We start from the raw sequence: 25,995 nt of genomic DNA on the forward strand, positions 1-25,995 counted from the left end.
TTATTAACGCCTCCGGTAGAGAAGGGTGCCCTTCTCACCACGGTCACCACCGGCACGAGGTGCGCAGCGATCAACCTGCCGGGCTGATCGACTCCAGCTTCGGGAAGTACGTTCGACAGCGAGCCTCGTCGCGGGTGAGCAGACGGTACCCGCAGACAGCGGCATGCGCACCGATGTAGAAGGCGGCGATCGGCGACCTCTTGGCGTCGCCCTGCGCACGGCAACTCGCGTACGCCTTGCCCGCGAGGAAGCCGGCCGCATACGGAAGTTCCTCGCGCAGGAAGTCACCGGCCGGCAATGCCTCGTCGAGGTCCTCGATGCGGTCGAAACGCACCGACGCTTCGGCGTACACGATGGGGTTGATCACCAGGACAGTGCAGCCACCAGTGGATCAACCCCGCGCGGTGCGGGGCAGGGTGGGTTGTCAGCCGAGCGGGAAGCGATCTCGGGCAGTAGGTTGAATCGGGTGAGCGGACGGTTCCCGATCGAAGACGTCTCCCCCGTCGTCTCCTGCGGTCGCTACCCGGCCCGTGCGGTGGTCGGCGAGTTGGTGCCCGTGTCGGCGCGTGCCTATCGCGAGGGGCACGATGCGCTCGGCTGCAACGTGGTGTGGCTCGGCCCGGACGGGCTGGCCCGCTCGTTCACCCGGATGCGTCCGGGTGAGCCCGGCCAGGACCGGTGGCACGCCACCATCGTGCCGGACGCCGTCGGCGAGTGGAAGTTCACCGTGCAGGCGTTCAGCGACCCCTACCTGACCTGGCACGCCGCGGTCACCAAGAAGATCGCCGCCGGTCAGGGGGCGGCCGAGCTGGCCAACGACCTGGCCGAGGGCGTACGCGTGCTGACCGCCGCCGCCGACCTGGTGCCGAAGGCCGAGCGGGCCCGCCTCAAGAAGGCCGTGCAGGCCCTGGGTGACGCCGACCGGCCGTTGCCGAAGCGGGTGAACCCGGCGCTGGAACTGGCCGACCTGCTGTGGGAGCACCCGGTCCGGGAGTTGGTCACCACCGGCGAGGAGTACCGCATCTGGGTGGACCGGGAGCGGGCCCTGTTCTCCGCGTGGTATGAGTTCTTCCCCCGCTCGGAGGGGGCGATTCCGGCGACCGTCGACGCGCCGGCCCGGTCCGGCACCTTCGCCACCGCCGCCGAGCGGCTGCCGGGCGTCGCGGCGATGGGCTTCGACGTGCTCTACCTGCCGCCGATCCACCCGATCGGCCGGGTCAACCGCAAGGGTCCGAACAACAGCCTGGTGGCCGGGCCGGACGACGTGGGTTCGCCGTGGGCGATCGGCGCGGCCGAGGGCGGGCACGACGCCATCCACCCCGATCTGGGCACGCTGGAGGACTTCCGGGACTTCCTCGCCGCCGCCGCCGAGGTGGGCCTGGAGGTGGCGATGGACCTGGCGTTGCAGTGCGCGCCGGATCACCCGTGGGTGACCGAACACCCGGAGTGGTTCACCACCCGCGCCGACGGCAGCATCGCGTACGCGGAGAACCCGCCGAAGAAGTACCAGGACATCTACCCGCTCAACTTCGACAACGACCCGGAGGGCATCCGGGCCGAGGTGTTGCGGGTGGTGCTGCACTGGGTCGACGAGGGCGTGAAGATCTTCCGGGTGGACAACCCGCACACCAAGCCGGTCGACTTCTGGCACTGGCTGATCTGGGAGGTCAAGCGGGTCGACCCGGACGTGCTCTTCCTCGCCGAGGCGTTCGCCCGACCGGCGATGATGCACGGGCTGGCCAAGATCGGCTTCACCCAGTCGTACACGTACTTCACCTGGCGGACCTCGGCCGCCGAGATGCGTGAGTACTGCACGGAGCTGGTGGCGGCGGCCGACTACATGCGGCCGAACTTCTGGCCCAACACGCCGGACATCCTGCACGCCTCGTTGCAGCACGGCGGCCCGCCGATGTTCAAGATCCGTGCCGTGCTGGCCGCGCTGCTCTCCCCCTCCTGGGGCATCTACGCCGGTTACGAGCTGTTCGAGCACGTGGCGCGCCCCGGCGCGGAGGAGTACCTGGACAACGAGAAGTACGAGCTGCGCCCCCGGGACTGGGCCGGTGCCGAGGCGCACGGCCGGTCGCTGGCCCCGTTCATCGCCACCCTCAACCGGGTACGCCGCGACAACCCGGCCCTACACCGGCTGCGCAACCTGGTCTTCCACGACATCGACAACCCGGCCCTGCTGTGCTGGTCCAAACGTGACCCGGTGACCGGCAACACGGTGCTGGTGGTCTGCTCGTTCGATTCGCACACCGTGCAGTGGGGCAACACCACGCTGGACATGCCGGCGCTGGGGCTGGACTGGCACGACCGGTTCACCGTGCACGACGAGCTGACCGGGGTCAGCTACGACTGGGGGCAGCGCAACACCGTGCGTCTCGACCCGTACCTGCAACCGGCGCACGTGTTCACCCTGAGCCGGCCGACCGTCGCGGCTGCCGCGACCGGCCCGGCGGACGCGGCGTCGCCCGGCCAGACCGGCACCGAGCCGCCCACCCTGACCACCCAGGACGTACCGGCTGATCTGTCCGGCGGCACCGCGCCGACCGTTCCCGCCCAGAAGGACGACGCCCGATGGACCAGCTGATCTCCGGGGAGATCCACGACCCGCACGCCGTGCTCGGGGCACACCCGTCCGGCGGCCGTACGGTGATCCGCGCCCTGCGGCGGGGCGCGGACCAGGTGAGCGTGCTGGTCGGCGACGAGCGGCACCCGATGAAGCGGGTGCACGACGGCGGAATCTTCGAGGCCACCCTCCCCGGCGAGGTGCTCGACTACCGACTCGACGTCGACGGGGTACGCCAGGACGACCCGTACCGCTTCGCGCCGACCCTTGGTGAGCTGGACCTGCACCTGATCGGTGAGGGGCGGCACGAACGGCTGTGGGAGGCTCTCGGCGCCCGCGTCGTCGACGGTGGGGTGGCGTTCGCGGTGTGGGCGCCGAACGCCCGAGGCGTGCGCCTGGTCGGCGACCTCACCGGCTGGGCACCCGACGACGGCTGGCCGATGCGTTCACTCGGCTCGACCGGCGTGTGGGAGATCTTCGTCCCCGACGCCACCGGCGGCACCCGCTACAAGTACCGGGTGCTGGGCGCGGACGGGCGCTGGCGGGACAAGGCCGACCCCCTCGCCGCGTACGCGGAGGTGCCACCGGCCACCGCGTCGGTGGTGCACCGGTCGACGTACGAATGGTCGGACGCGGACTGGATGGGCGAGCGGTCGCGGCGGCAGCCGCACCAGGAGCCGATGAGCGTGTACGAGGTGCACCTGGGCTCGTGGCGGCCCGGCCTGGGATACCGGGAACTGGCCGAGCAGTTGGTCGCGTACGTGGTCGAGCTGGGCTTCACCCACGTGGAGTTCCTGCCGGTGATGGAGCACCCGTTCGGCGGCTCGTGGGGCTACCAGGTGACCGGCTACTACGCGCCGACGGCCCGGTTCGGCGACCCGGACGACTTCCGGTACCTGGTGGACCGGCTGCACGCCGCCGGGATCGGGGTGATCCTGGACTGGGTGCCGGCGCACTTCCCCAAGGACGAGTGGGCGCTGGCGCGCTTCGACGGCACCCCGCTCTACGAGCATCCCGACCCGCAGCGGGGCGAGCACCCCGACTGGGGCACCTACGTGTTCGACTTCGGCCGCCCGGAGGTCCGCAACTTCCTGGTCGCCAACGCGCTCTACTGGCTCGACGAGTTCCACGTCGACGGGCTGCGGGTGGACGCGGTCGCCTCGATGCTCTACCTGGACTACTCACGGCAGGACGGGCAGTGGACCCCGAACGTGCACGGTGGCCGGGAGAACCTGGAGGCCATCGCGTTCATGCAGGAGGTCAACGCGACGGTGTACAAACACCACGCCGGGGTGGTGATGATCGCCGAGGAGTCCACCGCCTGGCCGGGGGTGACCCGGGCGACCAGTGACGGCGGGCTCGGTTTCGGTTTCAAGTGGAACATGGGCTGGATGCACGACACCCTGCTCTACACCTCGAAGGACCCGATCTACCGGCAGCACCACCACCATCAGCTCACCTTCTCCCTGTCGTACGCCTGGAGCGAGAACTACGTGCTGCCGATCAGCCACGACGAGGTGGTGCACGGCAAGGGCTCCCTGGTCGGCAAGATGCCCGGCGACACGTGGCAACGGCTGGCCAACGTACGCGTGCTGCTGGCGTACATGTGGGCGCACCCGGGCAAGCAGTTGTTGTTCATGGGCTGCGAGCTGGCCGACGACCGGGAGTGGAGCGAGCAGCGCGGCCTCGACTGGTATCTGCTGCACGATCCGGCGCGGGCCGGTGTGCAACGCCTGGTGGGCGACCTGAACCGGGTCTACCGGGACACGCCGGCCCTGTGGGCGCAGGACACCTCCCCCACCGGTTTCCGTTGGCTCGCCGGTGACGACGTCACCAACAACGCCATCTCGTTCGTCCGGATCGCACCCGACGGGGCGACCCTGGTCTGCGTGGCCAACTTCTCCGCGCTGCCGCTGGAGGACTACCGGGTCGGCCTACCGGCCGCCGGTGCCTGGGCCGAGGTGCTCAACACCGACGCTCACCACTACGGCGGCTCCGGGGTCGGCAACCTGGGCTCGGTGCACGCCGAACACGTCCCCTGGCACGGCCAACCCGCCTCGGTGGCGCTGCGGGTGCCGCCGCTCGGCGCCCTCTGGCTCCGCCCCGCCTGATCTCGTACGCTCCGGCCCCCGCTGGCGGCCGTCGAGGCGCCCGGGTCCGCGGCTCAGACCAGGTTCGCGGCGCGCAGCAGGGTCCACAGACCGGCGCCGTCGGGGGCGGAGAGCCACTTCTGCCCCACCGGCCCCTCGTTCGAGTGGTCCTGCGGCACGGGCAGGCTACCGGCGAGCACCGACTGGGTGGGCGACAACCGGCGGATCGCCACCCCGGCGACGTTGTCCGGGTGGGCGACCGCGAACTCGCGGTAGATCTCCTGGTCGTGCTGACCGTCGTCGCCGACGAGCAGCCAGCGCACGTCGGGGAACTCCTTGGCCAGCCGGGCCAGGGTGGCCCGCTTGTGCTCCCGGCCGCTGCGGAACCAGCGGTCGTGCGTCGGCCCCCAGTCGGTCAGCAGCAGCGGACCGGCCGGGTAGAGGTGCCGGGACAGGAACCGGGTCAACGTCGGGGCGACGTTCCACGCGCCGGTGGACAGGTAGAACACCGGGGCACCGGGGTGGGCGGTGACCAGCCGTTCGTAGAGCACCGCCATGCCGGGCACCGCCGCACGGGCGTGTTCGTCGAGGACGAAGGTGTTCCACGCGGCGAGCAGTGGCCGGGGCAGCGCGGTCACCATGACCGTGTCGTCGATGTCGGAGAGGACCCCGAAGCGCACCTCCGGGTCGAGGATGCGTACCGGCGCCTCGACCGGCTCGACGTCGGGCATGCTCAGCCGCACCGAACCCCAGCCGGGCGGCAGGCCCGCCTCGACCACCGTGTCGATGAAACCGCTGCGGTCGGCCTGCGCCTCGTGGACCACCCCACCGGTCTCGATGGTCACGGTGACGTGCTTGGCCGGCAGGGTGGCGAAGCTGCGCCAGCCCCGGACCTTCTCCAGCCGGCCCCGCTGCCGGGTGTCCGGTCGCCCCAACAGCACCCGGCACATCACCCGCACCCAACCGGGCGCCCCGTAGCCGGTGTACGCGATGATGTTGGTCCGCCAACCGGTCCGCCGCAGCCGGCGTTCGACCAGGGCGTGCACGGCGTCCTCGATCCGCGCGGCCCGGTGCAGATTCGGTACGGCCAGCTGGCCGGCGGGAGTGGGTGACACGATGCAACCCTGCCACAGAGCTGCCACCTCGACCACGCGAGCTGAGCCGAACCACCACGCCCGACGTCACCGCCGTGACAGACTCCGGTCGGAACGGCGACGGGGGCGAGGTCGTGCCACGAGCGGCAGCGGGACCAGGGCGGCGGCGCGAGCGGTGGCGGCCACGGCTCGACCGGCCGGCGCTGGTCGCCCTGCTGTTCGGGATCGCCGGGGTCGGTTACCGGCTGGTGCTGGTGCTGACCACCGTGCCCGTCTCCAACAGCGACGAGGCGACCTTCGGGTTGGCCGCACTGCACATCGCCGACGGGCGCGAGCAGCCGATCTTCCTCTACGGCCAGCGGTACATGGGCACCCTGGAGTCGTACCTGGCCGCGCCGCTGCTCGCGGTGACCGGGCCGAGCTGGCCGGCGCTGCGGTTGCCGGTGCTCGGGCTCTACGCGCTGTTCCTCTGGCTGATCCACCGGTTGACCCGGCGGATCGGCTCGCCGTGGTTCGCCACCCTGATCGTCGGACTGCTCGCACTCGGCTCCGAACGGGTCGTCCGGGACCAGGTGACCACCGTCGGCGGGCGGCCGGAGGTCAAGGTGGCGGTGCTGGCGATGCTGCTGCTCGTGGTGGCGCTGGCCCGGCACACGGTGGGTCGGCGAGGGCTGGCCGTGGGCGGTTTCGGGCTGCTCGCCGGGGTGGCGCTCTGGTCGGACTGGCTGATCGTGCCCTACCTGACGATGGCCGGGCTGGCGCTGCTGTGGACCCTGCGCCGGGAACTGCTCGGCCGGGCGGGTCTGCTGCTGCTCGTCGGCTTCGTCATCGGGCTCGCCCCGATGATCCGGGACAACCTGGTGGCCCCGCCGGGGCAGGACTCCCTGTCGGTGCTGCGGGGCATCAGCGGCGAGGACGGGCCGGTCCCGTCCTGGCCGCAGCGGCTCGGTGGCGGGTTGTTGGACGGCGTACCGCTGGCCGCCGGGCTCTGCCCGGTCACCGGCTGCGCCCGCTGGCAGGCGTGGTTCGGCCTGCTCTATCCGGTGCTGCTGGTGGTGGCGGCGACGCTCGCCGGGTTCGCGTACCGGCGGGCGCGCGGGCGGCCCGAGCGGGTCGGGCCGGTCGTGCACCTCGCCCTGCTCGGCGGCGCGGCGCTGACCCTGCTGGCGTACGTGCGCAGCCCGCTGGCCGCGACGGACCCGCTGGGCAACGCCCGCTACCTGTCGGTGCTGCAACTGTCGCTGCCGGCGGTGCTGTGGCCGCTCTGGGTGGCGGCGGTGGCCGCCCGGAGGGGCACGGTCGGCGTGGCGGGCCGGGTGGCCGGTGCCGCGTCCACCGCCGTGCTCGGTGCGCTGGCGGCCAGCGCGCTGGTGGTGACGGTGCTCTTCGCCACCTCCGGCACCACCGCCGGACGCGCCGAGGAACGACACGCCCGGCAGCTGGCCGACACGGTACGCGCGGCCGGGCTGCACGAGGTGTACGCGGAATACTGGACGTGTAACCGACTGGTGTTCAACACCGCCGAACAGGTGGTCTGCGGGGTGCTCGACGACGATCTGCGCCCCGGCCAGAACCGCTATCCGGCGTACTGGTGGCGGTTGGAGCGGGCCCAGCGGCCCGGGTACGTGCTGGCGGCCGACGCTCCGGCGGACCGGCGGCTGCGGGAGTTGCTCGGCGACCGGTCCGGTGCCGCGCTGCTCACCGAGATCGGCGGATTCCGGGTGTACCACCCGCCGGAGCCGCTGCGACCGTGGCGTTAGAGTCACCCATGCTCATCCTGCTGCCGCCCTCGGAGGGCAAGGCCGAAGCCGGCTCGGGCCGTCGACTGGATCTGGACCGACTCTCCCTGCCGGGCCTGAACCCGGTGCGGGAGGAGGTGCTGTCCGCCCTGCTCGCGCTCAGCGCCGGGCCGCCGGAGGCGGCGCTGGCCGCGCTCGGTCTCGGCCCCGGACAGGTCGGCGAGGTGCGGCGCAACGCCCGGCTGCGGCAGGCCGCCACCGCGCCCGCCGGCCGGATCTACACCGGGGTGCTCTACGAGGCCCTCGACCTGGCCAGCCTTCCGGCGGCGGCCCAACGGACGGCCGGACGGCAGGTGTTGGTCAGCTCCGGTCTGTGGGGCGCGGTACGGCTGACCGACCGGATCCCGCCGTACCGGTGTCCGATCGGGGCCCGGCTGCCCGGCATCGGTCCCCTGCCGGCGCTGTGGCGTCGGGAACTCGGCGCCGCGCTGACCGAGGCGGCCGGTCGGGGCCCGGTGCTGGACCTACGTTCCGGGGCGTACGCCGCCGTCTGGACGCCGCGCGGCGAGTTGGCCGAGCGCACCGTGACGGTGCGGGTGCTGCACGAGCGTGAGGTCGACGGGGTGCCGGTGCGCTCGGTGGTCAGCCACTTCAACAAGGCCACGAAGGGGCGGCTGGTCCGGGACCTGCTGCTCTCCGGTGCCCGACCGCGCACCGTCGACGCGTTGGTGACGACGTTGCGGGACCTGAAGTACACCGTCTGCGTGCAGAACACCGAGCCCGGCCGACCGCGTCAGGTCGACGTGATCGTTACGGCGCTGTAAGCAGACGCAAGATTTCCTCAAGGCTGGGCCGGATCGGTACCACCGGTCGGTGTCGCGGGTCACCGTAATAGGACCCGACGCGACGAGGAGGCCCTCCGGTGACTGCCGAACCGATCCTGCTCGACCGGTCACGTCCGTCGTCAGCCGGCGCCACGTCGTCGCTGCGGCCCCCGTCGGCACCGCCACCGTTGGACTGGACGACCCTGGCCGACGCGTTCGAGACGGCCTGCCTGCTGCGCTGCATGCCGCCCCCGGCGAGTCCCGGGAACCGACAGGCGGGCCAGCAGCCGGTCCGGCCTACGACGATCGAGTTCAACCGGGAGGAGGCGGCGCGGCGGACCCGACGGCTGCTCGACCGCCTCGACATCCCGGTCCGGCACGAGGTGGTCGTCGGCGGACTACGCCGTCGGTACGAACTGCACCGGCTGCACGTCGGGCGGGAGCACCGGCCGACGTACGCGGCGATGGTGGAGAACGGCTGGCGGCGCGGCCGACGGGAACTGCTCGGCGGACCGGTGCCGGGTGCCTCGACGGCACGGCGACTGTGGCGCACCCGACTGGCCGCCGCCGCCTGGCGGGCCGCGCTGCTGGCCGGTGGTCGGCATGTCCGGCGGCACATCCTCGGGGTGCGGATCACCGACCGGGAACTCGGCGCGGTGCTGGTGCGCGGGGCCGCCCTGCTCGACGTTCCGGCGCTGCTGCGCCCCAACGCCGGCTGCTTCCTGGTCAGTGTGGCCTACGGCCCCGACCGGGACCGGATCCTGCGGTATGCGGCGGAGGAGGCGATGCCGTACCCGGTGGCCTGACCGGCGGCCGACCACGGCCGTGCCACGCTCCGCCGTCGCCTGGGGTTGCGCCACAGGGGTCCGGCGGCGCACAGTGCTGCCCGTGAGCCGTACCCGGTTTCCCGCCCGAGCGCGGTGGCGCGGTGCCCGCGTGACGCTGGCGCTGACCCTGCTGCTGGCCCTGCCCGGCCTCGGCGGCTGCCGCGACGATCCGGGTGAACCGGTCGTCATCCGCATCGCCACCGGCAGCCCCACCGCCGTCTACCACGCCTTCGGCGTGTCACTGGCGGCCATCCTCAACCGGGAGTTACCCGACGTGCGGGCAGAGGTGCTGGTCACCGCGGCCTCCGCGGAGAACGTGCAACTGCTCCACACCGGGCAGGCCGAACTCGGCTTCACCCAGGCCGACGTGCTGCGCGCCGACCCGGGCCCGGACCCGCCGGTGGTCGCGGTGGCCCGGGTCTACGACGACCTGTTGCACCTGGTCACCACCGCCGACAGCCCGGTACGGACGCTGACCGACCTGCGCGGGCAGCGGGTATCCGTCGGCGCGCCCGGCTCCGGGACGAAGATCACGGTGGACCGGCTGCTCGACGTGGCCGGGCTGGGCGGCACCGCCGTGCGACAGGAGCAACTCGGGTTGGACGACTCGGTGGCCGCGCTGCGCGAGGGGCGGATCGACGCCTTCTTCTTCTCCGGCGGGCTGCCGGTACGCGCCGTCGCCCAGTTCGCCCAGGACACTCCCACCCGCATCGTCGACCTCGGCGAGTGGACCGTACGGCTACGCCGGGGCAACCCCGAGGTCTACGTGCCACGGGACATCCCCCACTCGGTGTACGGCGTCGACCCGGTCACCACCGTGGCCAACCCGAACTACCTGGTGGTGCGGGCCGACCTGCCGGAGTCGCTGGTACGCGAGGTGACCCGGCTGCTGATGGAACGCCGCTCCGAACTGGCCGCCGCGCACCCGGCGGCCGGTCGGATGAGTCCCCGCTCGGCCATCGCCACCTCACCGTTGCCGCTGCACCCCGGCGCCGTCGACTACTACCGCGCCAGCAAGCCCTGACCCCGCCCACGGCCCGGCCACTCGCGTGCCGCCACGACGAACCGCCGGTCAGCCGGTCGCCGACGCGGTCGAGCCGGTGGGCGTTGGCGGTTCCGCCTCGATGGACGTCGCCGGTTCGGTCGTCGGCTCCGGGGCGGCGGGCTCGGCCGGTCGCGGGAACCACAGCGTGGCGACCAGGCCGCGCGGCGAGTTCGGGTGCATGGCCAGCCGGCCGTCGGAGGCGTCGACCAGCACTGCGGCGATGGTCAGGCCCAGCCCGGCGCCGTCGACGTTCTGCACCTCCGGTGCCCGCCAGAACCGTTCGGTGGCGCGGCCGAGCTGACTGCGGGTCATCCCCGGGCCGGTGTCGCGTACCTCCAGGGTGGTGCCGCCGTCGCGGGCCGCGACGGTCACCGTCACCTCGCCGCCCTCGCCGCTGAACTTCACCGCGTTGTCGATCAGGGCATCCAGCGCCTGGTCGATGGCGGTCGGCACGGTACGGGCGTACACCGGCCCGGGGTCGGCCGCCAGCCGCAGCGTGACCGACCGGTGGCGGGCCAGCGGCTCCCAGGCCGCCACCCGGGAGACCGCCGTCGCCGTCGCGTCGACGGTGACCCGCTGGTTCTCCTGGCGTTCCGCGCGGGCCAGGGTGAGCAGGGCGTCGAGGAGCAGTGCCAGCCGGTCGGTCTCCTCCAACGCCAGCCGGTGCTCGATGCGGCCCTGCTCGTCGACGACGCTCGGCCCCAGCTCCTCCACCCGTAGCCGCAGCGCGGTCAACGGATTGCGCAGCTGGTGGCTGGCATGGGCGACGAACGCACGTTGCCGGTCCATCACGTCGGAGACGACGTCCGCCATGTGGTTGAAGCTCGTCGCCAGCCGACGCAGTTCCGGCGGCCCCTGCCGGTGCTGCACGCGGGCACCGCGATCACCCTCGGCGATCTCGTGGGTCACCGCGTCCAGCTCGGTGACCGGCCGCAGCACCCAGCCGGCCAGCCCGAACGCGGTGAGCACGCAGGCCACCACGGCGAGCAGGCCGAGCGCGGCGACCAGGGTCCACCAGGTGGCGACGGTACGCCGGACCGCGTCGGTCGGGGTGGCGGTGACCACCGCGCCGAGGACCTCGCCGCCGTCGTTGATCGGCACGGCCACCACGATCGGCCGGTTCACCCACGGCCAGACCGACTCGGGTCCGCTGGTCTGCTGGCCGGAGAGCGCCACGTCCAACGCCTCCCGGGTGCCCGGTGCCGCCCGCCAGCTCGCCGAGACCACCACCTCCCGCCGGTCCCGGTCCACCACCGCCGCGCCGATGCCGTACAACTCGTCGTAACTGCCCAGCTCGTGGTCGAGTGGGCCGGGCGTGCCGTCACGCAACGCCGGCCCGGCCAGGGAGGCGAAGCGGGTGGCGTCGGCGAGCCGGTCGGCGCGTACCCGGTCGGTCTCCCGGGTGGTCAGGGTGACCGCCAGCGGCGTACCCAGCGCCACCACCACCAGCACCATCAGCAGCAGATAGCTGATCACCAGCCGCCGTCGCACCCCGGGCTCCTCACTCGCCCCGGAGCCGGTAGCCGACGCCTCGGACGGTCTCCACCAGGCGCGGGTCACCGAGCTTGCCGCGCAGCGAACCGACGTGCACCTCGACGGTGTGGCGATCGGTGAAGGTGGTGCCCCAGGCGTCGAGCAGGATCCGGTCGCGGGGCACCGCGACGCCGGGTTGCCGGGCCAGGGAGAGCAGGACGTCGAACTCCTTGCGGGTCAGCGACACGGACCGACCGGCCACGGTGACGGTACGGGCCGCCACGTCGATGTACACCGGGCCGACTTCGATCAGGTTGCGCTCCGGCGCGGCCTGCGAGGCTCGGCGCAGCACCGCCTCGATGCGGGCCTGGAGTTCCACCATCGAGAAGGGCTTGACCACGTAGTCGTCCGCGCCGAGTCGCAGGCCGAGCACCCGGTCACGTTCCTCGCCACGGGCGGTCACCGCGATGATGCCGAGTTGGCTGCTGCGCCGCCGCAGCTGTCGGCACAGGTCGGTGCCGTCCCCGTCGGGCAGGGTGAGGTCGAGCAGCACCAGGTCACAGGGGGCGGCGGAGAGCGCGGCGGCGACGGTGGCCGCGTGTTCCACCTGGTAACCGCGTCGGGTCAGAGCCGACGACAGGGCGGCAGCCACCCGTCGGTCGTCCTCGACCAGCAGGATGCGCAACCCGGCCTCCCCCGTTCGGTCTGCAAACCCGCACCAGTGCGTTGCCCCGATGGTGGCAGACGAGCGGCCGGGTGGACAGGCCCGGGGGCCCCGGGTCGACTCGGGTTCTCAGAGCCCGAAGGTCTCCTCCGAGGTGCCGTCGCGTACCCCGTCGACGAATCCCTTGAATCCAGGGTCGTCGTGGCTGGCCGGCACGGTGGCGACGACTTCGCCGGTGGCCTCGGTGACCGCGTCGATCAACGGCTCGAAGTCGATCTCGGCGTCGGCGAGGGTGTCGTCGTCGGCCTCCGCCAGGTTGATCACGTGCTGCACGTCCTCGGACGGTGTGTCAGGGTCGGCGGCCCATTCGGCACCGGCGCGATAGCACTCGTCGTAGAGCGCGCGCTGGCTGTCGGTCCAGTCCTCGTGATAGCTCTCCATGCCCATCCCCTCGCCGGCGGCCTGCATTTCCGAGCATGCCCGCCCGGGCGGCGGACCGGGCCGGTACGGGGCAAAACCGGTGCGACGGCACGCGCCCGGGACGACAGGTCGTCCCGGGCGCGCGTCACGGCGGCGTCAGCGGCAGAGCCGGCCGACCTCCTCGGCGAACCGGTCCATCGGGTTGGCGTCGGCCGGGCCGAGCAGGTAGGTCTTCAACTCCCGGCGGGCCTCGGTCATCGGGTCGTCGCCCGCCCGGGTCAGCGCCACGATCTTCTCCAGCTCCCCGCAGTCGGCGGCCAACAGGTACGCCGCCCGCGAGGTCGGGTAGGAGCGCCGGAACTCGTCCTCGGGCAGCCCGGCGGGGTTGGCCACCACGTACGGCCGCTGGCTCTGCACGAAGTCGGACACCACGCTGGACACGTCGCTGATCAGCAGGTCGGTCTGGTTGAAGCAGTCGAACAGCGCGGGCACCCGCCCGGTGACGACCCGGTGCGCCGGCCCGTCCAGGTTGCTCGCGTCGACGTCGCCACCGGCGGAACGGATCATCGCCACGATCCGATCGTGCACCGCCTTGGCCTGCTTGGACCGGGTGCCGGTCAGCGGGTGCGGCTTGTAGACCAGGCGCACCGTCGGCCGGACCGCCAGCACCCCGGCCACGATCCGCTCACCCATCAACACCAGCGAGGTGTGGTACGGGTCGTCGTCGAGCCAGCCCTCCCAGGTGGGGGCGTAGAGCACCGTGAAGGGGCGCTCGACCGACTCCGAGCCGAAGGTGTGCACGCCGGCCAGCTGCGGACGGCCGATCTCCACGATGTCGGAGTCGAGCACCCCCACCCCGGCTCGGGCGTACCGCTCCCGACCGGCCAGCCCGGCGACCCACACCTCGTCGTAGACCTTGCTGTACGGGTTGACGCTGGCCGCCTTGTCGCTGTCGCCGTGACCGACGAAGACGTGCTTCATGCCGGGCTCGCGCAGCATGTGGATGTTCGGACCGACGTTCGCCGCGTACAGGGTCGCCCGGATGCTGCTCTTGTCGAGGTTCATGAAGTCCGGCGCGGCCGGTACGCAGACCACCGGCAGCCGGGTGTCGGCCAGTTCGCTGAACGCCTCCTTGCTGCGCATCAGCACCACCGCGGGCCGGCCGAGCGCCTCGATCGGCGCCAGCCACATGTTGGCCTGGTAGACGTCCTTGGCCGGACCGGCGAAGTACAGCGCCACCTCCGGGCGGTCGCGATCCAGCCAGCGTTGCACGGCGGGCAGCAGGGGGCTCTGCCCCATGCCCCGGCCACGCAGCCAGGTCACCGCGACCACGCCGCCGACCAGCGCGGCGAGCCCGACGGCGACCGCACCGGTCAGGTAGACCGGCGCCAGCTCGCCGGCCACGGCCGCGACGACAGCGCCCGGGATCAGCAGGGCGTTGACCCAGGGCAACCGGTCGCCGGCGACCCGGCTGGCCCACTGCGGCGGACGGGGCGCCGAGGACATCGGCCCCAGGTCGATGTTGCGCACCAGGGCCGACAGCGGGTTACGCCGGTCGATCATCCGGTTGAACGCGCCGGCGAAGACCGCGATCACCCACACGGCGGCGGGCAGCAGGAGCAGCAGCGTCAGCTCGCTGCCGGCCAGCGGCACCTCGGCGGCCAGCAGCAGCACGACCGACAGGTCCCGAGCCAGTTGGCGGTAGGCCCGGTTGATGCCGACCTTCTGGAGCAGGGTCATGGTGGCCGGCGACCACCGCTCGACCGCGAACTCGCCCAGGACCGCCGTCAGACCGGCGACTGCGAACAGGGCGACCCAGCCGAACCCGGCTGCGGCCAACAGGATGAGGTAGGACGCCACCAGCAGGGCGCCGCGCGCGGCGACCCCGACGCGTGCAGTCAACGTGCCGAACAACGAGAACGCTCCCTAAAGAGATCGATGACCGGCTGGATACGCCTCGACGGCCGCCAGCGTAGCTGCGACCTTAACGCGAATCGCCAGCGGGACAACGCTCGGGTATCCGGCATCTTCCCCCCAAACCACCGGCGGCCGATACGGGACGACCAGCCCGACCGGGTGGAAACCGCCCACCGGCCGGGTCCCCCGTCAGGCGCGGCGCAGGCAGGTGACGGCACCGGGCTGATCGGGTACGGGCGGCGGGCGCTCGGCGAACTCGGTGTAGCCCAACCGCTGGGCCGTCCGGCGGGCGAAGCGGTTTCCGCTGTAGACACAGATCGTTCCCACGTCCAGCCGCTCCAGCGCGCCGGCCACCTGCTCACGGGTCGGCCGTCCCTCGGCCGCGCCGCTGTTGGCGAACCGGGTCAGCAGCAGCCGGTCCTGGGCGAACTGCGATTCCAGGTCGTACTCCACCAGGTAGAAGTCGCGTGGCAGGACCACCCGCACCCGGGTGGTCACCATCGGCATCGCGCGCATGGTGGTCTCCGGGGCGAGCAGCAGGCCGTCCGGACGGTCCAGGGTGGTGATCCACTGCGCGATGCCGAGCCGCTGCTCCGGGATCTTCCAGGCGGGTTGGGTGTGCACCTGCACCCAGCTGCGTTCGGACCACATCGGGGTGGCGTACACGGCGAACGAGGTCACCATCGCCCCGGCCAGCAGCACGCCGACCAGTGCCCGCACAGAGCGCAGCCGGGTCGGCAACCAGACGGTGCACAGCAGCCCGATCAGCGCGGGCAGCGCGAGCAGCCACGGCACCCGCCACAGCACCACCGAGATACCGGTGACCGCACCGAGCCACTCCAGGACCCCGGGGAGCAACAGCACGCTGAGCGTGAGGCCGCCGCCGGCCGCGAGCAGCGCCGGGGTGCGGCGGCGGGCCAGCAACGGACCGCACCACAGCGCCAGGCCGCCGATCACACCGACGATGCCGATCTCGAACGTACGCCGGAAGGTCTGCTGGGCGGTCCAGACGTTGACGTCCGCCGCGGCCTCGCTGGCGGACCCGACGAACAGTTGGGCGACGGCGACCGCCCCGACCGGGTACGCGAGGGCCGCGACACCCGCCACCAGCGCGGCCTTCCAGCGCCCCACCAGCAGCATCATCAGGGCCGCCCCGCCGACGAGCATCGGCAGGATGATCGCGGCGGTAGTGGTCAGCCCGATCGCGGTGATCGACAGCGCGACGATCAGCACCAGGGCGCGCCGGGAGCGGTCGTCGAACCAGCGGGTCAGGTACAGCCACATCAGCGGGACGACCGCGGAGACGAACATTCCCTTGCCCTGGTAGAGCCGGGGCAGGTGGAAGGTGCCCAGGGCGGCGTCCGGCCCACAGACCAGGGCGAGGAAGGCCACGGCCACGGTGAAGGCGAGCACCGGACGGCGGGGGGCCCAGCGCTGCACCAACCGCCACAGCGCCAGCACGGCGAGCACCGCCATGATCGGCAGCAACACGTACCAGGTGGCCGAGGCCGCCGGCAGGGAGAGGAACCGGGCGAGCGCGCCGGCGAGCACCTCGATGCTGGCGACCGGGGGCTGCGAGGCCATCGGTGGGAGCACGTTCTCGCTGAACAGGAAGTCGTTCAGCGGCACGACGTCCCGCTCCGCGACCCACACCGACCGGCCCACGTAGTAGATGTCATCGGGGGTGTTGCGGGCCAGATAGAGCGAGGCGACCGCGGCCCCTCCGGCGATCAGCAGCGCGTACGCCGACTGCCACGCCCCGGGCGACGGCGCCGCCGGGGTGCTCGGCGGGGTGGCCCGCCACGTCCGCCAGGTGAGCAGCACCGCGCCCACGGCGGCCACCAGACCGGCGGAGGCCGGCAGCCACCAGGACAGACCCGCACCGGCCGGGGTGCCCGCCACCCCCGCGGTGATCGCCGCGCCGGTGCCGATCAGCAGGACCAGTGCCGTCAACCAGCGCTGGACCACCGGCATCCGGCCGGCGGGGGCCCTCGGGACGGTGTCGGCGGTCGCCTCCGGTGCGTCCGGGTCGCGCTGCACGGTGTCCGGGGTCGCGTCGGCATCGGTCGCCCGGTCGTTGTCGGAGCCCGCCGCCGGGACGGCCTGCGGCGTCGTGGCGACCGCCTCCGCCGTGCTGTCTACTCGGTGGTCCGCCTCGGCGGCAGCCGGACCGCCGTCGGAGGTGGTGACGGCGTCCGGTCGGGCGGAGGCGCTGACGGCGTCCGGTCGGGCGGCGCGCCGACGGCGACGCCACCACAGGGCGAGCCGGACGGCCACCGCGAGCAGGGCCAGCGCCGGACCGGACACCAGCCAGACCCGCAGCGTCAGCGACGGCGCGAGGTCCAACGGCAACGCGACGTGGTAGAGCAGCGTCCAGAGCGCGAACGCGAGTACCGCGCCGTCGGTCAGCACGGCGGGAATCGCGGCGAAGCCGGTCCGGAACCGATTCGCCACCACTCGTGCCCGGCTGGGGCGGGCGGGGGTGGGGGCGGTGGCCTCGTCGGCCGTCGCCGGCTCGGCAGCGGCGACGGCGACGGTCTGGTCGGTCATCGACACGGGCGTCCTTGTCGTCGTACGGGCGGATGCGGCTGGACTGCGCGACGGCGGCACCGGCCCCGGCGCAGCCGCGAGCCCCGCGCAGGGCTCACGCGCGGCGCCCTGCGGCACGATCCACACCGAGAGTAGTAGTCGTCCCGAGGTCGCCGAGTCGAGCCGACGCGCGGGGCGGCGGCGGACCGAGACCGTCCCGATCAGCCCTACCCAGGGTGGCTGTCGTTCAACCGGGGCTGGGTGCGGGCCGCTGTCGGGGCACCGCGTCCTGGGCGCCGAGGCCCAGGGCCACCGATTCGACAAGCCGCTCCAGGTAGCCGTCGGTGACGGCGGTCCGGGCGATGGCGATCCGCCAGTACAGCGGCCCGACGATCAGGTCGACCGCCGCGTCCGGGTCGGTGTCGGCGGGAAGCTCACCACGGCGTACCGCCCGAGTGATCAACTCACCGGCGACCTCCTGCTGCCGGGCCCGCAGCACCCGCTGGAGGGTCTCGTCGATGCTCGGGTTGCGGGCCGCCTCGGCCAGCAGGTCGGGAATGATCTGCGCGGCCAGCGGGTGTCCCAACGCGTGCGTCACCACCTGGAACAGCAGGGACAGGTCACCCCGCAGGCTGCCGGTGTCCAGCGCGGGCAGTCGACCACCGGCGGCGGCGGCCACCACCTCCAGCACGAGGTCGAGCTTCGAGTTCCACCGACGGTAGATCGCGGTCTTGCTGACCCCGGCTCGGCGGGCCACCGCCTCGATGGAGAGTCGGCCGTACCCGACCGCGGCGAGTTCCTGCGTGAGCGCGCGACGGATGGCCGTGGTGATCTCACCACGGAGCACCGCCGCACCGGCTGGTGTGCGCCTTTTCTCGGCTGTCACCTGGGACTCTTCTCGACTGTCACGGGGGACAGCGTAGCGCAACGACGATACGGTTGCGTCCCGACGTAATCCGGACTACTGTCCAGCCAGCGACCGGGGGCGGCGCTCCCGCACTGGCCACGCTAGATTCTCTCGTCGCGACACATAACGCCGGCACGACAGATCGGAGCGCCCATCCCCATGGCCAACTTGCTGGCCGACCCCGACTCCGGCCTCACCCCAGCGCAGCTGGCTGCCCGTCACGGGCTGCGGGTGGCCGGCGAGCGGCCCTCGATCAGCCGCTACAGCGGCCAACTGTGGCGCTACCGGCACTTCATCTCCGCGTACGCCCACGCCAAGCTGACCGCGTCGTTCAGCAACGCCCGGCTCGGGCAGCTGTGGCAGGTACTCACCCCGCTGACCAACGCGGCGGTCTACTACCTGATCTTCGGTCTGGTGCTCGAACAGACCCGGGGCATGGACAACTTCATCGCCTACCTGACCACCGGGCTGTTCATCTTCAACTTCACACAGGTCAGCGTGCAGCAGGGCACCCAGGCGATCAGCGGCAACCTCGGGCTGATCCGCGCGCTGCACTTCCCCCGGGCCTGCCTGCCGCTGGCCATCACCGCCACCCAGTTCCAGCAACTGCTCGGCGCGCTCGTGGTGCTGCTGGCCATCGTCGTCGCCACCGGTGAGCCGATCACCCTGACCTGGCTGCTGCTGGTGCCGGCGGTACTGCTTCAGACGATCTTCAACGCCGGGTTGACGATGATGGTCGCCCGACTCGGCGCGAAGGCCACCGACCTGAAGCAGGTGATGCCGTTCGTGCTGCGCGCCTGGATGTACGGCTCCGGGGTGCTCTACAGCGTCAACCTGTTCGCCGAGAACCTACCGGGCTGGGCGACCGCCGTGGTGCAGTACAACCCGATGCTGGTCTACATCGAGCTGGCCCGCAGCTCTCTGCTGGAAGACCCCCACCTGCTCAACGACTCGATGCCGCTGACCTGGCTGGTCGCGCTCGGTTGGGCGGCCGTCGCGGGACTCGGCGGCTATCTCTACTTCTGGCGCGGCGAACAGGAGTACGGCCGTGGTTGACATGGAAATGTCCAATGATGTGACGGTGACCCTCCCCCGGATCCAGGAGCGGATCCCCACCGTGGTGGTAGACGACGCGCACGTCGTCTACCGGGTGCACAAGGGCGCCGCCGGCAACAACAGCCCGGTGGCCGCCCTCAAGCGGATGGTCACCCGCACCGCCGCGCCGAACGTACGCGTGGTGCACGCGGTCCGGGGGGTCACCTTCACCGCGTACCGGGGCGAGGCCATCGGGCTGATCGGCACCAACGGCTCCGGCAAGTCGACCCTGCTACGGGCGATCGCCGGCCTGCTGCCGGTGGAGCGGGGCGCGGTCTACACCCAGGGGCAGCCCTCGCTGCTGGGGGTGAACGCCGCCCTGCTCAACGACCTGCCGGGGGAACGCAACGTCACCCTCGGCTGCCTGGCCATGGGCATGTCACCGGACGAGGTCCGGCGCAAGCTGCCGGAGATCATCGAGTTCTCCGGCATCAACCAGCGGGGTGACTTCGCGTCGCTGCCGATGCGTACCTACTCCTCCGGCATGTCCGCCCGGTTGCGCTTCTCCATCGCCGCGGCGAAGCAGCACGACGTGCTGCTGATCGACGAGGCTCTCGCCACCGGGGACAAGGCGTTCCGCAAGCGCAGCGAACGGCGGGTACGGGAGTTGCGGGAGAGCGCGGGCACCGTGTTCCTGGTCAGCCACCAGCTCTCCTCCGTACGCGACACCTGCGAGCGGACCATCTGGTTGGAGTCCGGCGAAATCCGGATGGACGGCCCGACTCCCGAGGTATTGGCGGCTTACGAGGCATTTACGAACGGCAAGTAGAGTTGGGCGAACGTGCGGCGTCGTGGGCCGCGTTGTCCCGTTGGGGCGGCGCGGCCCGCGCGTTATGGTTCACTGCGTCGCCGTGTCGGCGGAACCTTCCGTTCACGTATCCAGCACAGTCATGCACCCCCGAGAGCGAGGACCCGCAATGACGCAGGACCAGACCACCGAGCCGGGCACCACGCCGCAGGAGCGAGCGCCGTGGCGACCCTCACGGACGGTGGCGGTGGTGCTGGCCGGTGGCACCGGCACCCGGTTGGGCCTGGGCATCCCCAAGCAGCTACTCAAGATCGCCGGCAAGCCGATCATCGAGCACACGCTGGCCGTCTTCGAGGCCGCGCCCGAGATCGACGAGATCATCGTGCTGATGGCGACCGGGCATGTCACCGAGGCGCAGAAGATCGTGGACAAGGCCGGCTTCCGCAAGGTCACCAAGGTGATCGAAGGCGGCGACACCCGCAACGCCACCACCCGCATCGCCCTGGACGCGGTCGGTGAGGGCGACTGCAACATCCTCTTCCACGACGCGGTACGCCCGCTGCTCAGCGGGCGCATCGTCCGCGAGTGCGTGAACGCCCTGTGGACCTACTCCGCCGTCGACGTGGCCATCCCGTCCGCCGACACGATCATCAAGGTCGACGAGAACGACTGCATCACCGACATCCCCGTACGGTCAACGCTGCGCCGGGGGCAGACCCCACAGGCGTTCCGCTCCGGCACCATCCGCGAGGCGTACCGCCGGGCCGAGGGTGACCCCGACTTCGCCGCCACCGACGACTGCGGTGTGGTGCTGCGCTACCTCCCCGAGACCCCGATCAAGGTGATCGACGGTTCCGACGAGAACATCAAGGTCACCCACCCGGTCGACGTGCACCTGGCCGACAAGCTGTTCCAGCTCGCCGCCGCGAAGGTGCCCCGGCTGACCGACCACCGCGCCTACAGCGAGGAGGTCTCCGGCCGTACGATCGTCGTCTTCGGCGGCAGCTACGGCATCGGCCACGACCTGACGGAACTGGCCCGCAGCTACGGTGCCCAGGTCTTCCCGTTCAGCCGCTCCACCACCGGCACCCACGTGGAACGTCCGGAGGACGTCGAGGCCGCGTTGCGGACCGCCTTCGAGGCCACCGGCCGCATCGACCACGTCGTGGTCACCGCCGGGATCCTGGAGAAGGGCGCGCTGGCCGAGATGGACCAGGAGACCATCGACCGAGTGCTCCAGGTCAACTTCGTCGGCCCGGTGACCGTCGCCCGGCAGGCGCTGCCCTACCTCCAGCAGACCAAGGGCCAGCTGCTGCTGTACACCTCCAGCTCGTACACCCGCGGACGCGCCGACTACGCGCTCTACTCGGCCACCAAGGCCGCCCTGGTCAACCTCACCCAGGCGCTGGCGGACGAGTGGGCGGAGTTCGGCGTACGCGTCAACGTCATCAACCCGGAACGGACCGCCACGCCGATGCGGACGAAGGCGTTCGGCGCGGAGCCCGAGCACACGCTGCTCGCCGCCGAGACCGTCGCCCAGTCGTCGCTGGACGTCCTGATCTCGGATCTCACCGGTCAGGTGATCGACGTCCGACGGCCGCCGGGGGAGGCGCCGGTCGCCGTCGCCGTACCCACCCAGACCGACAGGTCTGCCAGCGCCGCTCCCGTCGGCTGACCTGTCCAACCCACACGACCGCGAAAGCGACACCGAGATGCGTGGTGAGCTGGTCCAGAAGTTGATCGCACGGGGCCTGGCCACCGGAGGTGCGGTCCTGGCGTTCCTGGTGGTCGCCCTCACCGGCGCGACCTCCTGGGGGCTCTGCCTGGCCTTGGCGGCCCTCGCCGCCACCGTCTGGGAGCGCCGGGTGCGACCCGGCGCCGACAGCATCGCGGAGACCACGCTGATCGCGGCCGGGGTACTGGTCGGCTACGCCCGGCAGCTCGACACCGGCTTCAACCCGACCCTGACCGTGACCGCTGCGGTACTGCTCGGCCTGGTCCTGGTCGCCGGTCCGCTACGCCAGGCCGGAGACCTGGAGATCCGCACCGCCAACCTGCCGGTACGCGCCTGGGTGCCGCAGATCACGACGGTTCTCGGGGACGCCGTGGCCGCCCTGCTCGCCCTGCTGGCCCTGGCCGCCCTGGCGGGCCTGCCGGCGGCCCTGGCCCTGGCGGCGACGCTGCTGGTCGGCGTGGCCGCCGGGGCGGCGGCGCTGGAGCTGGCCCGGCGACGGTTCCGGCCCTCCCCGACCGGATCGGCGGTGAGCCGGGCGCTGCGTCGGCACCGACCCGAGTTCGTCCTGCACTTCTCCGCCCCACCCGGCTCCGAGTACCAGGTCACCATGTGGCTGCCGTACCTGGAGCGGATCGGCCGGCCGTTCGTGGTGATGGTGCGGGAGCCGGGATTCCTGGCTCCCATCGCCGCGGCCACCTCCGCCCCGGTGGTGTACTGCGCCACCACGCGGAGCATGGACGAGGTGCTGGTGCCGAGCCTGCGGGTGGCGTTCTACGTCAACCACGGCGCGAAGAACAGCCACTGCATCAGGTTCACGCAGCTCACCCACGTGCAGTTGCATCACGGCGACAGTGACAAGGCGCCCAGCGCCAACCCGGTCTCGGCGATCTTCGACCGGATCTTCGTCGCCGGTGAGGCGGCCATCGAGCGGTACGCCCGAGCCGGCATCCACATCCCCGCCGAGAAGTTCGTGGTGGTCGGCCGTCCCCAGGTCGAGGCGATCGAGGTGCACACCCGGCCGAAGTCGGGGCTGGCGAACCCGACGGTGCTCTACACCCCCACCTGGACCGGGCACAACGCCGACGCCGACTACTGCTCGCTGCCCGTGGCGGAGACGCTGCTGCGGCGCCTGCTGGACCGGGGAGCCACGGTCATCCTGCGCGCCCACCCCTACACGGCGCAGAACCCGGCCTCGGCCCGGCAACTGGCCCGGCTGCACGACCTGCTCGCCGCCGACCGGACCCGCACCGGCCGGGAGCACCTCTACGGCGCGGCGGCGAGCCGGCTCACCCTCACCGACTCGGTCAACCGCGCGGACGCGCTGGTCTCCGACGTCTCCGGGGTGGTCTCCGACTGGCTCTACTCCGGCAAGCCGTACGCGGTGACGAACATGGACGCCGACGGGGACCGGTTCGAGCAACGCTTCCCGCTGGCCGCCGCCGGCTACGTGCTACGCCGGGACATGACCAACCTGGACGACGTGCTGACCCGGCTGCTCGACACCGATCCGCTCGCCGAGGCCCGCTGGGCCACCCGCCGCCGTTACCTGGGTGACTTCCCCGCCGAGTCGTACGCCGAGGTGTTCCTGGCCGCCGCCCGACGCGAACTGGATCCGGCCTGGAACGCGCCGACACCACGCGCCGCAGCCGAGGCACCCCTGTCCCGGACCACCTGAGGTCGTCGGGTCGCACCGTCAGCGTGCGGTGGTCGGATCATGGGCGGACCGCGCGGGTACTCAACGGGGCACCTCGGCGTCCACCCGGGTGACACCGGCAACCGGATACACCCCGACGACTGCTGCGGCTGGTAGCGCCGCATAGACGTGCGGGAACGGACCGCCGTTCGGGGCGTCCTCCCACCGCAGCACATCCGCGAGCAGGGACGCGTCGAGCGCGGCGACGACGAGATGTGGCTGGTCGCCGAAGACCCGCGCCGCCGTGGCGGCCAGTTGGGTTCGCGACGAGCAGTGGATGAAACCACTGTCCCGGTCGAACGGTGAGCCGTCGAACCGGCCGGCGGCCTGGAACTCGGCCCACTCATCGGGCAGCAGGATCTTGTAGATCAGCATCTCGCCATGCTGCCAGAGGGCCCTCAGTCGAGGCGTACGGCGAGTTGGAGGGTGTTCAGGTAGTGCTTGCGTACGGTCCCGCCCGGACGGGCGGCGATCATCTCCCGGATCCCGTCGAACAGCGTCCGCCGCTGCCAGGGCGCGGCGGCGATGTGATTGGAGTACGTGGAGAGCAGGCTCAGGTACTCCTCGGCCGGGTAGTCACGACGCGTACCTCACCACAACCGGCAAGCACGCGGCGCGCCACGTTGGCCAGTTCCCGCCCCGGTCACCAGTCCGGCCGTCTCGGCCAGATCGGCGAACAACCGCTCCGGATAGCCGGGCCGGGCCCGCTCGTACAACTCCGCGGCCGTGTCGAAGGTCGTCGCCACCCCCGCGTACGGTTCCCGCTCCCCCATGGTCACCCCTCGCACGCGTGCCGACCGTCGATGTCACAGGTGATCGTCCCACCCAACGCCCACGCCCACGCCCACGCCCACGCCCACGCCCACGCCCACGCCCACGCCCACGCCCACGCCCACGCCCCAACGAGATCATGGACAGTTGCCGTTCGTGACGAACGGCAACTGTCCATGATCTGGGGCTTGCGGGCGCGGCGGGCGGACCGGACGCGGGACCGGCAGCGCGGCGGGCGGACCGGACGCGGGACCGGCAGCGCGGCGGGCGGACCGGACGCGGGACCGGCGGACCGGCGGCCCGGCGCTCCGGGTGGCCCGGCGGCCCGGCTACCCGGCGAACTCGGCGGCCGTGCGCCTGCCGCACCGACCGGAAAGCCCCCGACCTGTCGGCCGAGGGCTTTCCGGGGCTAGGGCCAGGCGCGGTCAGGCCGAGTAACCACGGGTGGCGGCCCAGTTGGCGAGGTCGATGGTGCTGAGCCAGTACGACGGGTACGAGGCGTCGGCCGAGTCGGCGATCTTCACCAGGCGACCGGAGTCCTTGTAGCCGACCACGGCGACGTAGTGGCCGCCGGGGAAGGAGTGCCAGCGGCCGTCGGTGTCGGTGGCGGTACCGGCGACGTTCACCACGACGCCCCGACCGTCGGTGACGGCGGCGACGACATCCGCCTGGAGCTGGTCCATCTGGGCCGGGGTGGCCGCACCGCCACGGATCATCGTGGTCTTGTACGGCTTGCCCTTGACGATGGCGTTGAGGACGCGGGTGGTGTCCTCGGCCGAGTTGGTGCCCGCGAACGTGGTGCCGAGCTGGCTGGCCAGGGCGTCCTGGGTGCGGGCGATACCGGCCGCGCTGAGCGCGTTGCGTACGGCGGCGGGGCCGCAGTAGTAGCCGTTGATCTGGGCCTGGTGGTCGTACGCGAGGATTTTGGTCGCCGGTGGCTTCGGCGCCGTCTTCTTGACGGTCAGGTCCGGATCCGGGGTGGCCGAGCGGGGTTTCGGCGACGGCGACGGGGAGGGCGCCGCGCTGGCCGGTGCGGCACTGCTGGGTGCCGCGCTGCTCGCTGCGGCGGGAGACGGCGCGGCCTCGGCCCGCTGCTCCCGGCTCGGCGCCACCGTGGCGTCATCGTGCGGGTCGGCGGCGGTCGCGGCCTGCGTGGGGGCGGGGGTGGTCCCGGTACCGGCCAGGGCAGCGCCGGTGCCGGTGGCCAGGACGAGTGCGACGGCAGAGCCGGCGACGATCTGGTACGGACGTTCGGTGACCAGCCGGCGGAGCCGACGGGAAAGGGTGTGCTTCACGGATTCCTCCACGGGCTGAGGGGAGAACGGCACACCGGCTCTGGCGGCCGGGTCGGCGTGGGCACGCCGACGGCCGCCCGGGGTGAGCGGGACAGGCCGTTCAGGGGTACGCCCGGAAACCGGGCGGCGGCGACCGGAGGTCAGCTCGCAGTGATCGGGCTGGCGAGCGCGGGCACCGCGGTGCCGTGGAGGCGGGAGAACAGGGGGATCACATTAAACCGCACGAGGGTTGGAACTCCTTCCATCACCGCCTACCGGGTTAGCTGACGGATTCGGGCGGGAAGACGCCCTACCGCGGGCCGAGGCTCGCGGATTCACCCCAGTGGTGCAGTGGGTCCCCGGTTCGTGAGTTCACGATTGAGCGGGTCGGTACGGCGTCGCCACCTGCGATCGGTTACCGCACCGGACGCGCTGACACTACTGGTCGCACGACTCGCAGCCAACCGGGCCTGACCTGCTTAAACATGATCCAGTGGAGCAATTTCCGGGTATCGGGGAACTGGCGTCGCTCAATAGGACCGACAGCATTTCCGGTACCTTCCGGCGGGAACCGGACGGGT

The 25,995-nt window shown here is 72.0% G+C and carries 21 protein-coding genes and 1 riboswitch; of the genes, 10 read left to right on the forward strand and 11 right to left on the reverse strand.

The features are described 5' to 3' along the window. Window positions 1–70: 70 nt before the first annotated feature. The gene (locus tag ACLQ2S_RS21215) at window positions 71–367 is read right to left on the reverse strand and encodes a type II toxin-antitoxin system VapC family toxin (protein WP_230462864.1); all 297 of its coding nucleotides are present in this window, start codon (window positions 365–367) and stop codon (window positions 71–73) included. Between the two features lie 99 nt (window positions 368–466). On the opposite strand from ACLQ2S_RS21215, the gene ACLQ2S_RS21220 reads away from it, so the two are divergent. Together ACLQ2S_RS21220 and glgB are read left to right on the forward strand one after the other, a co-directional pair. Next, complete coding sequence (locus ACLQ2S_RS21220) at window positions 467–2,590, forward strand: alpha-1,4-glucan--maltose-1-phosphate maltosyltransferase (protein WP_309223785.1); 2,124 nt, start codon at window positions 467–469, stop codon at window positions 2,588–2,590. Next, window positions 2,578–4,680: a 1,4-alpha-glucan branching protein GlgB gene (gene glgB / locus ACLQ2S_RS21225; RefSeq protein ID WP_155221591.1), complete on the forward strand. Its 2,103-nt coding sequence runs from the start codon at window positions 2,578–2,580 to the stop codon at window positions 4,678–4,680. The genes ACLQ2S_RS21220 and glgB overlap by 13 nt, the downstream gene beginning before the upstream one ends. 53 nt (window positions 4,681–4,733) lie before the next feature. On the opposite strand, the gene ACLQ2S_RS21230 is transcribed toward glgB, so the two are convergent. After that, window positions 4,734–5,774, reverse strand: coding sequence for an App1 family protein (locus ACLQ2S_RS21230; protein ID WP_309223786.1), 1,041 nt, complete (start codon window positions 5,772–5,774; stop codon window positions 4,734–4,736). A gap of 113 nt (window positions 5,775–5,887) precedes the next feature. Here ACLQ2S_RS21230 and ACLQ2S_RS21235 point away from each other — a divergent pair, with 113 nt between their 5' ends. The 4 genes from ACLQ2S_RS21235 (at window position 5,888) to ACLQ2S_RS21250 (ending at window position 10,167) form a co-directional block, all read left to right on the forward strand. After that, entirely contained in the window at window positions 5,888–7,513 is a 1,626-nt protein-coding gene (locus tag ACLQ2S_RS21235; RefSeq protein ID WP_425702434.1) for a hypothetical protein, read from the forward strand. 8 nt (window positions 7,514–7,521) lie between these two features. After that, the gene (gene yaaA, locus ACLQ2S_RS21240) at window positions 7,522–8,316 is read left to right on the forward strand and encodes a peroxide stress protein YaaA (RefSeq protein ID WP_155221592.1); all 795 of its coding nucleotides are present in this window, start codon (window positions 7,522–7,524) and stop codon (window positions 8,314–8,316) included. Window positions 8,317–8,414: 98 nt separating this feature from the next. Next, entirely contained in the window at window positions 8,415–9,122 is a 708-nt protein-coding gene (locus ACLQ2S_RS21245; protein WP_375335376.1) for a hypothetical protein, read from the forward strand. Between the two features lie 82 nt (window positions 9,123–9,204). Next, complete coding sequence (locus ACLQ2S_RS21250; RefSeq protein WP_309223787.1) at window positions 9,205–10,167, forward strand: TAXI family TRAP transporter solute-binding subunit; 963 nt, start codon at window positions 9,205–9,207, stop codon at window positions 10,165–10,167. Between the two features lie 48 nt (window positions 10,168–10,215). On the opposite strand, the gene ACLQ2S_RS21255 is transcribed toward ACLQ2S_RS21250, so the two are convergent. From ACLQ2S_RS21255 to ACLQ2S_RS21280, 6 genes are all read right to left on the reverse strand, one after another. Next, window positions 10,216–11,679, reverse strand: a complete 1,464-nt coding sequence (locus ACLQ2S_RS21255; protein ID WP_309223788.1) for a sensor histidine kinase — start codon at window positions 11,677–11,679, stop codon at window positions 10,216–10,218. Between the two features lie 10 nt (window positions 11,680–11,689). Next, the gene (locus ACLQ2S_RS21260) at window positions 11,690–12,346 is read right to left on the reverse strand and encodes a response regulator transcription factor (RefSeq protein WP_155221594.1); all 657 of its coding nucleotides are present in this window, start codon (window positions 12,344–12,346) and stop codon (window positions 11,690–11,692) included. A 108-nt stretch (window positions 12,347–12,454) separates the two neighbouring features. Next, on the reverse strand, window positions 12,455–12,766 hold the full coding sequence (locus ACLQ2S_RS21265; protein ID WP_155221595.1) for a hypothetical protein: 312 nt from the start codon (window positions 12,764–12,766) through the stop codon (window positions 12,455–12,457). A 135-nt stretch (window positions 12,767–12,901) separates the two neighbouring features. Next, entirely contained in the window at window positions 12,902–14,659 is a 1,758-nt protein-coding gene (locus ACLQ2S_RS21270) for a CDP-glycerol glycerophosphotransferase family protein (protein ID WP_155221596.1), read from the reverse strand. A 192-nt stretch (window positions 14,660–14,851) separates the two neighbouring features. Then, complete coding sequence (locus ACLQ2S_RS21275) at window positions 14,852–17,212, reverse strand: DUF6077 domain-containing protein (protein ID WP_155221597.1); 2,361 nt, start codon at window positions 17,210–17,212, stop codon at window positions 14,852–14,854. A gap of 226 nt (window positions 17,213–17,438) precedes the next feature. Continuing rightward, window positions 17,439–18,038: a TetR/AcrR family transcriptional regulator gene (locus ACLQ2S_RS21280; protein WP_309223791.1), complete on the reverse strand. Its 600-nt coding sequence runs from the start codon at window positions 18,036–18,038 to the stop codon at window positions 17,439–17,441. A 219-nt stretch (window positions 18,039–18,257) separates the two neighbouring features. Here ACLQ2S_RS21280 and ACLQ2S_RS21285 point away from each other — a divergent pair, with 219 nt between their 5' ends. The 4 genes from ACLQ2S_RS21285 (at window position 18,258) to ACLQ2S_RS21300 (ending at window position 23,351) form a co-directional block, all read left to right on the forward strand. After that, window positions 18,258–19,154 carry an ABC transporter permease gene (locus ACLQ2S_RS21285; protein WP_155221599.1) on the forward strand — a complete coding sequence of 299 codons (897 nt, stop codon included), beginning with the start codon at window positions 18,258–18,260 and terminating at the stop codon, window positions 19,152–19,154. A gap of 1 nt (window position 19,155) precedes the next feature. Then, on the forward strand, window positions 19,156–19,962 hold the full coding sequence (locus ACLQ2S_RS21290; protein WP_155221616.1) for an ABC transporter ATP-binding protein: 807 nt from the start codon (window positions 19,156–19,158) through the stop codon (window positions 19,960–19,962). 148 nt (window positions 19,963–20,110) lie between these two features. Next, window positions 20,111–21,616 carry a bifunctional cytidylyltransferase/SDR family oxidoreductase gene (locus ACLQ2S_RS21295; protein ID WP_155221600.1) on the forward strand — a complete coding sequence of 502 codons (1,506 nt, stop codon included), beginning with the start codon at window positions 20,111–20,113 and terminating at the stop codon, window positions 21,614–21,616. Between the two features lie 37 nt (window positions 21,617–21,653). After that, window positions 21,654–23,351 carry a CDP-glycerol glycerophosphotransferase family protein gene (locus ACLQ2S_RS21300; protein ID WP_425702440.1) on the forward strand — a complete coding sequence of 566 codons (1,698 nt, stop codon included), beginning with the start codon at window positions 21,654–21,656 and terminating at the stop codon, window positions 23,349–23,351. Between the two features lie 60 nt (window positions 23,352–23,411). On the opposite strand, the gene ACLQ2S_RS21305 is transcribed toward ACLQ2S_RS21300, so the two are convergent. The 3 genes from ACLQ2S_RS21305 to ACLQ2S_RS21315 all read right to left on the reverse strand — a co-directional run bounded on the left by ACLQ2S_RS21305 (window position 23,412) and on the right by ACLQ2S_RS21315 (window position 25,447). Next, window positions 23,412–23,744: a DUF952 domain-containing protein gene (locus ACLQ2S_RS21305; protein WP_425702442.1), complete on the reverse strand. Its 333-nt coding sequence runs from the start codon at window positions 23,742–23,744 to the stop codon at window positions 23,412–23,414. Between the two features lie 215 nt (window positions 23,745–23,959). Continuing rightward, on the reverse strand, window positions 23,960–24,142 hold the full coding sequence (locus ACLQ2S_RS21310; RefSeq protein ID WP_425702444.1) for a hypothetical protein: 183 nt from the start codon (window positions 24,140–24,142) through the stop codon (window positions 23,960–23,962). Between the two features lie 423 nt (window positions 24,143–24,565). After that, window positions 24,566–25,447, reverse strand: a complete 882-nt coding sequence (locus ACLQ2S_RS21315) for a C39 family peptidase (RefSeq protein WP_309223789.1) — start codon at window positions 25,445–25,447, stop codon at window positions 24,566–24,568. Between the two features lie 221 nt (window positions 25,448–25,668). After that, a riboswitch (cyclic di-AMP (ydaO/yuaA leader) is annotated at window positions 25,669–25,809 on the reverse strand. Between the last annotated feature and the right edge of the window lie 186 nt (window positions 25,810–25,995).

The sequence above is a fragment of the Micromonospora sp. DT48 genome (genome assembly GCF_049844495.1).
Classification (GTDB): domain Bacteria; phylum Actinomycetota; class Actinomycetes; order Mycobacteriales; family Micromonosporaceae; genus Micromonospora.

Coding starts and splice junctions, on each gene's coding strand:
- glgB (WP_155221591.1), top strand. CDS start 2,578: ATGGACCAGCTGATCTCCGGGGAGATCCACGACCCGCACGCCGTGCTC.
- yaaA (WP_155221592.1), top strand. CDS start 7,522: ATGCTCATCCTGCTGCCGCCCTCGGAGGGCAAGGCCGAAGCCGGCTCG.
- ACLQ2S_RS21265 (WP_155221595.1), bottom strand. CDS start 12,766: ATGGAGAGCTATCACGAGGACTGGACCGACAGCCAGCGCGCGCTCTAC.
- ACLQ2S_RS21275 (WP_155221597.1), bottom strand. CDS start 17,212: ATGACCGACCAGACCGTCGCCGTCGCCGCTGCCGAGCCGGCGACGGCC.
- ACLQ2S_RS21285 (WP_155221599.1), top strand. CDS start 18,258: ATGGCCAACTTGCTGGCCGACCCCGACTCCGGCCTCACCCCAGCGCAG.
- ACLQ2S_RS21290 (WP_155221616.1), top strand. CDS start 19,156: ATGGAAATGTCCAATGATGTGACGGTGACCCTCCCCCGGATCCAGGAG.
- ACLQ2S_RS21295 (WP_155221600.1), top strand. CDS start 20,111: ATGACGCAGGACCAGACCACCGAGCCGGGCACCACGCCGCAGGAGCGA.
- ACLQ2S_RS21300 (WP_425702440.1), top strand. CDS start 21,654: ATGCGTGGTGAGCTGGTCCAGAAGTTGATCGCACGGGGCCTGGCCACC.
- ACLQ2S_RS21305 (WP_425702442.1), bottom strand. CDS start 23,744: ATGCTGATCTACAAGATCCTGCTGCCCGATGAGTGGGCCGAGTTCCAG.
- ACLQ2S_RS21310 (WP_425702444.1), bottom strand. CDS start 24,142: ATGGGGGAGCGGGAACCGTACGCGGGGGTGGCGACGACCTTCGACACG.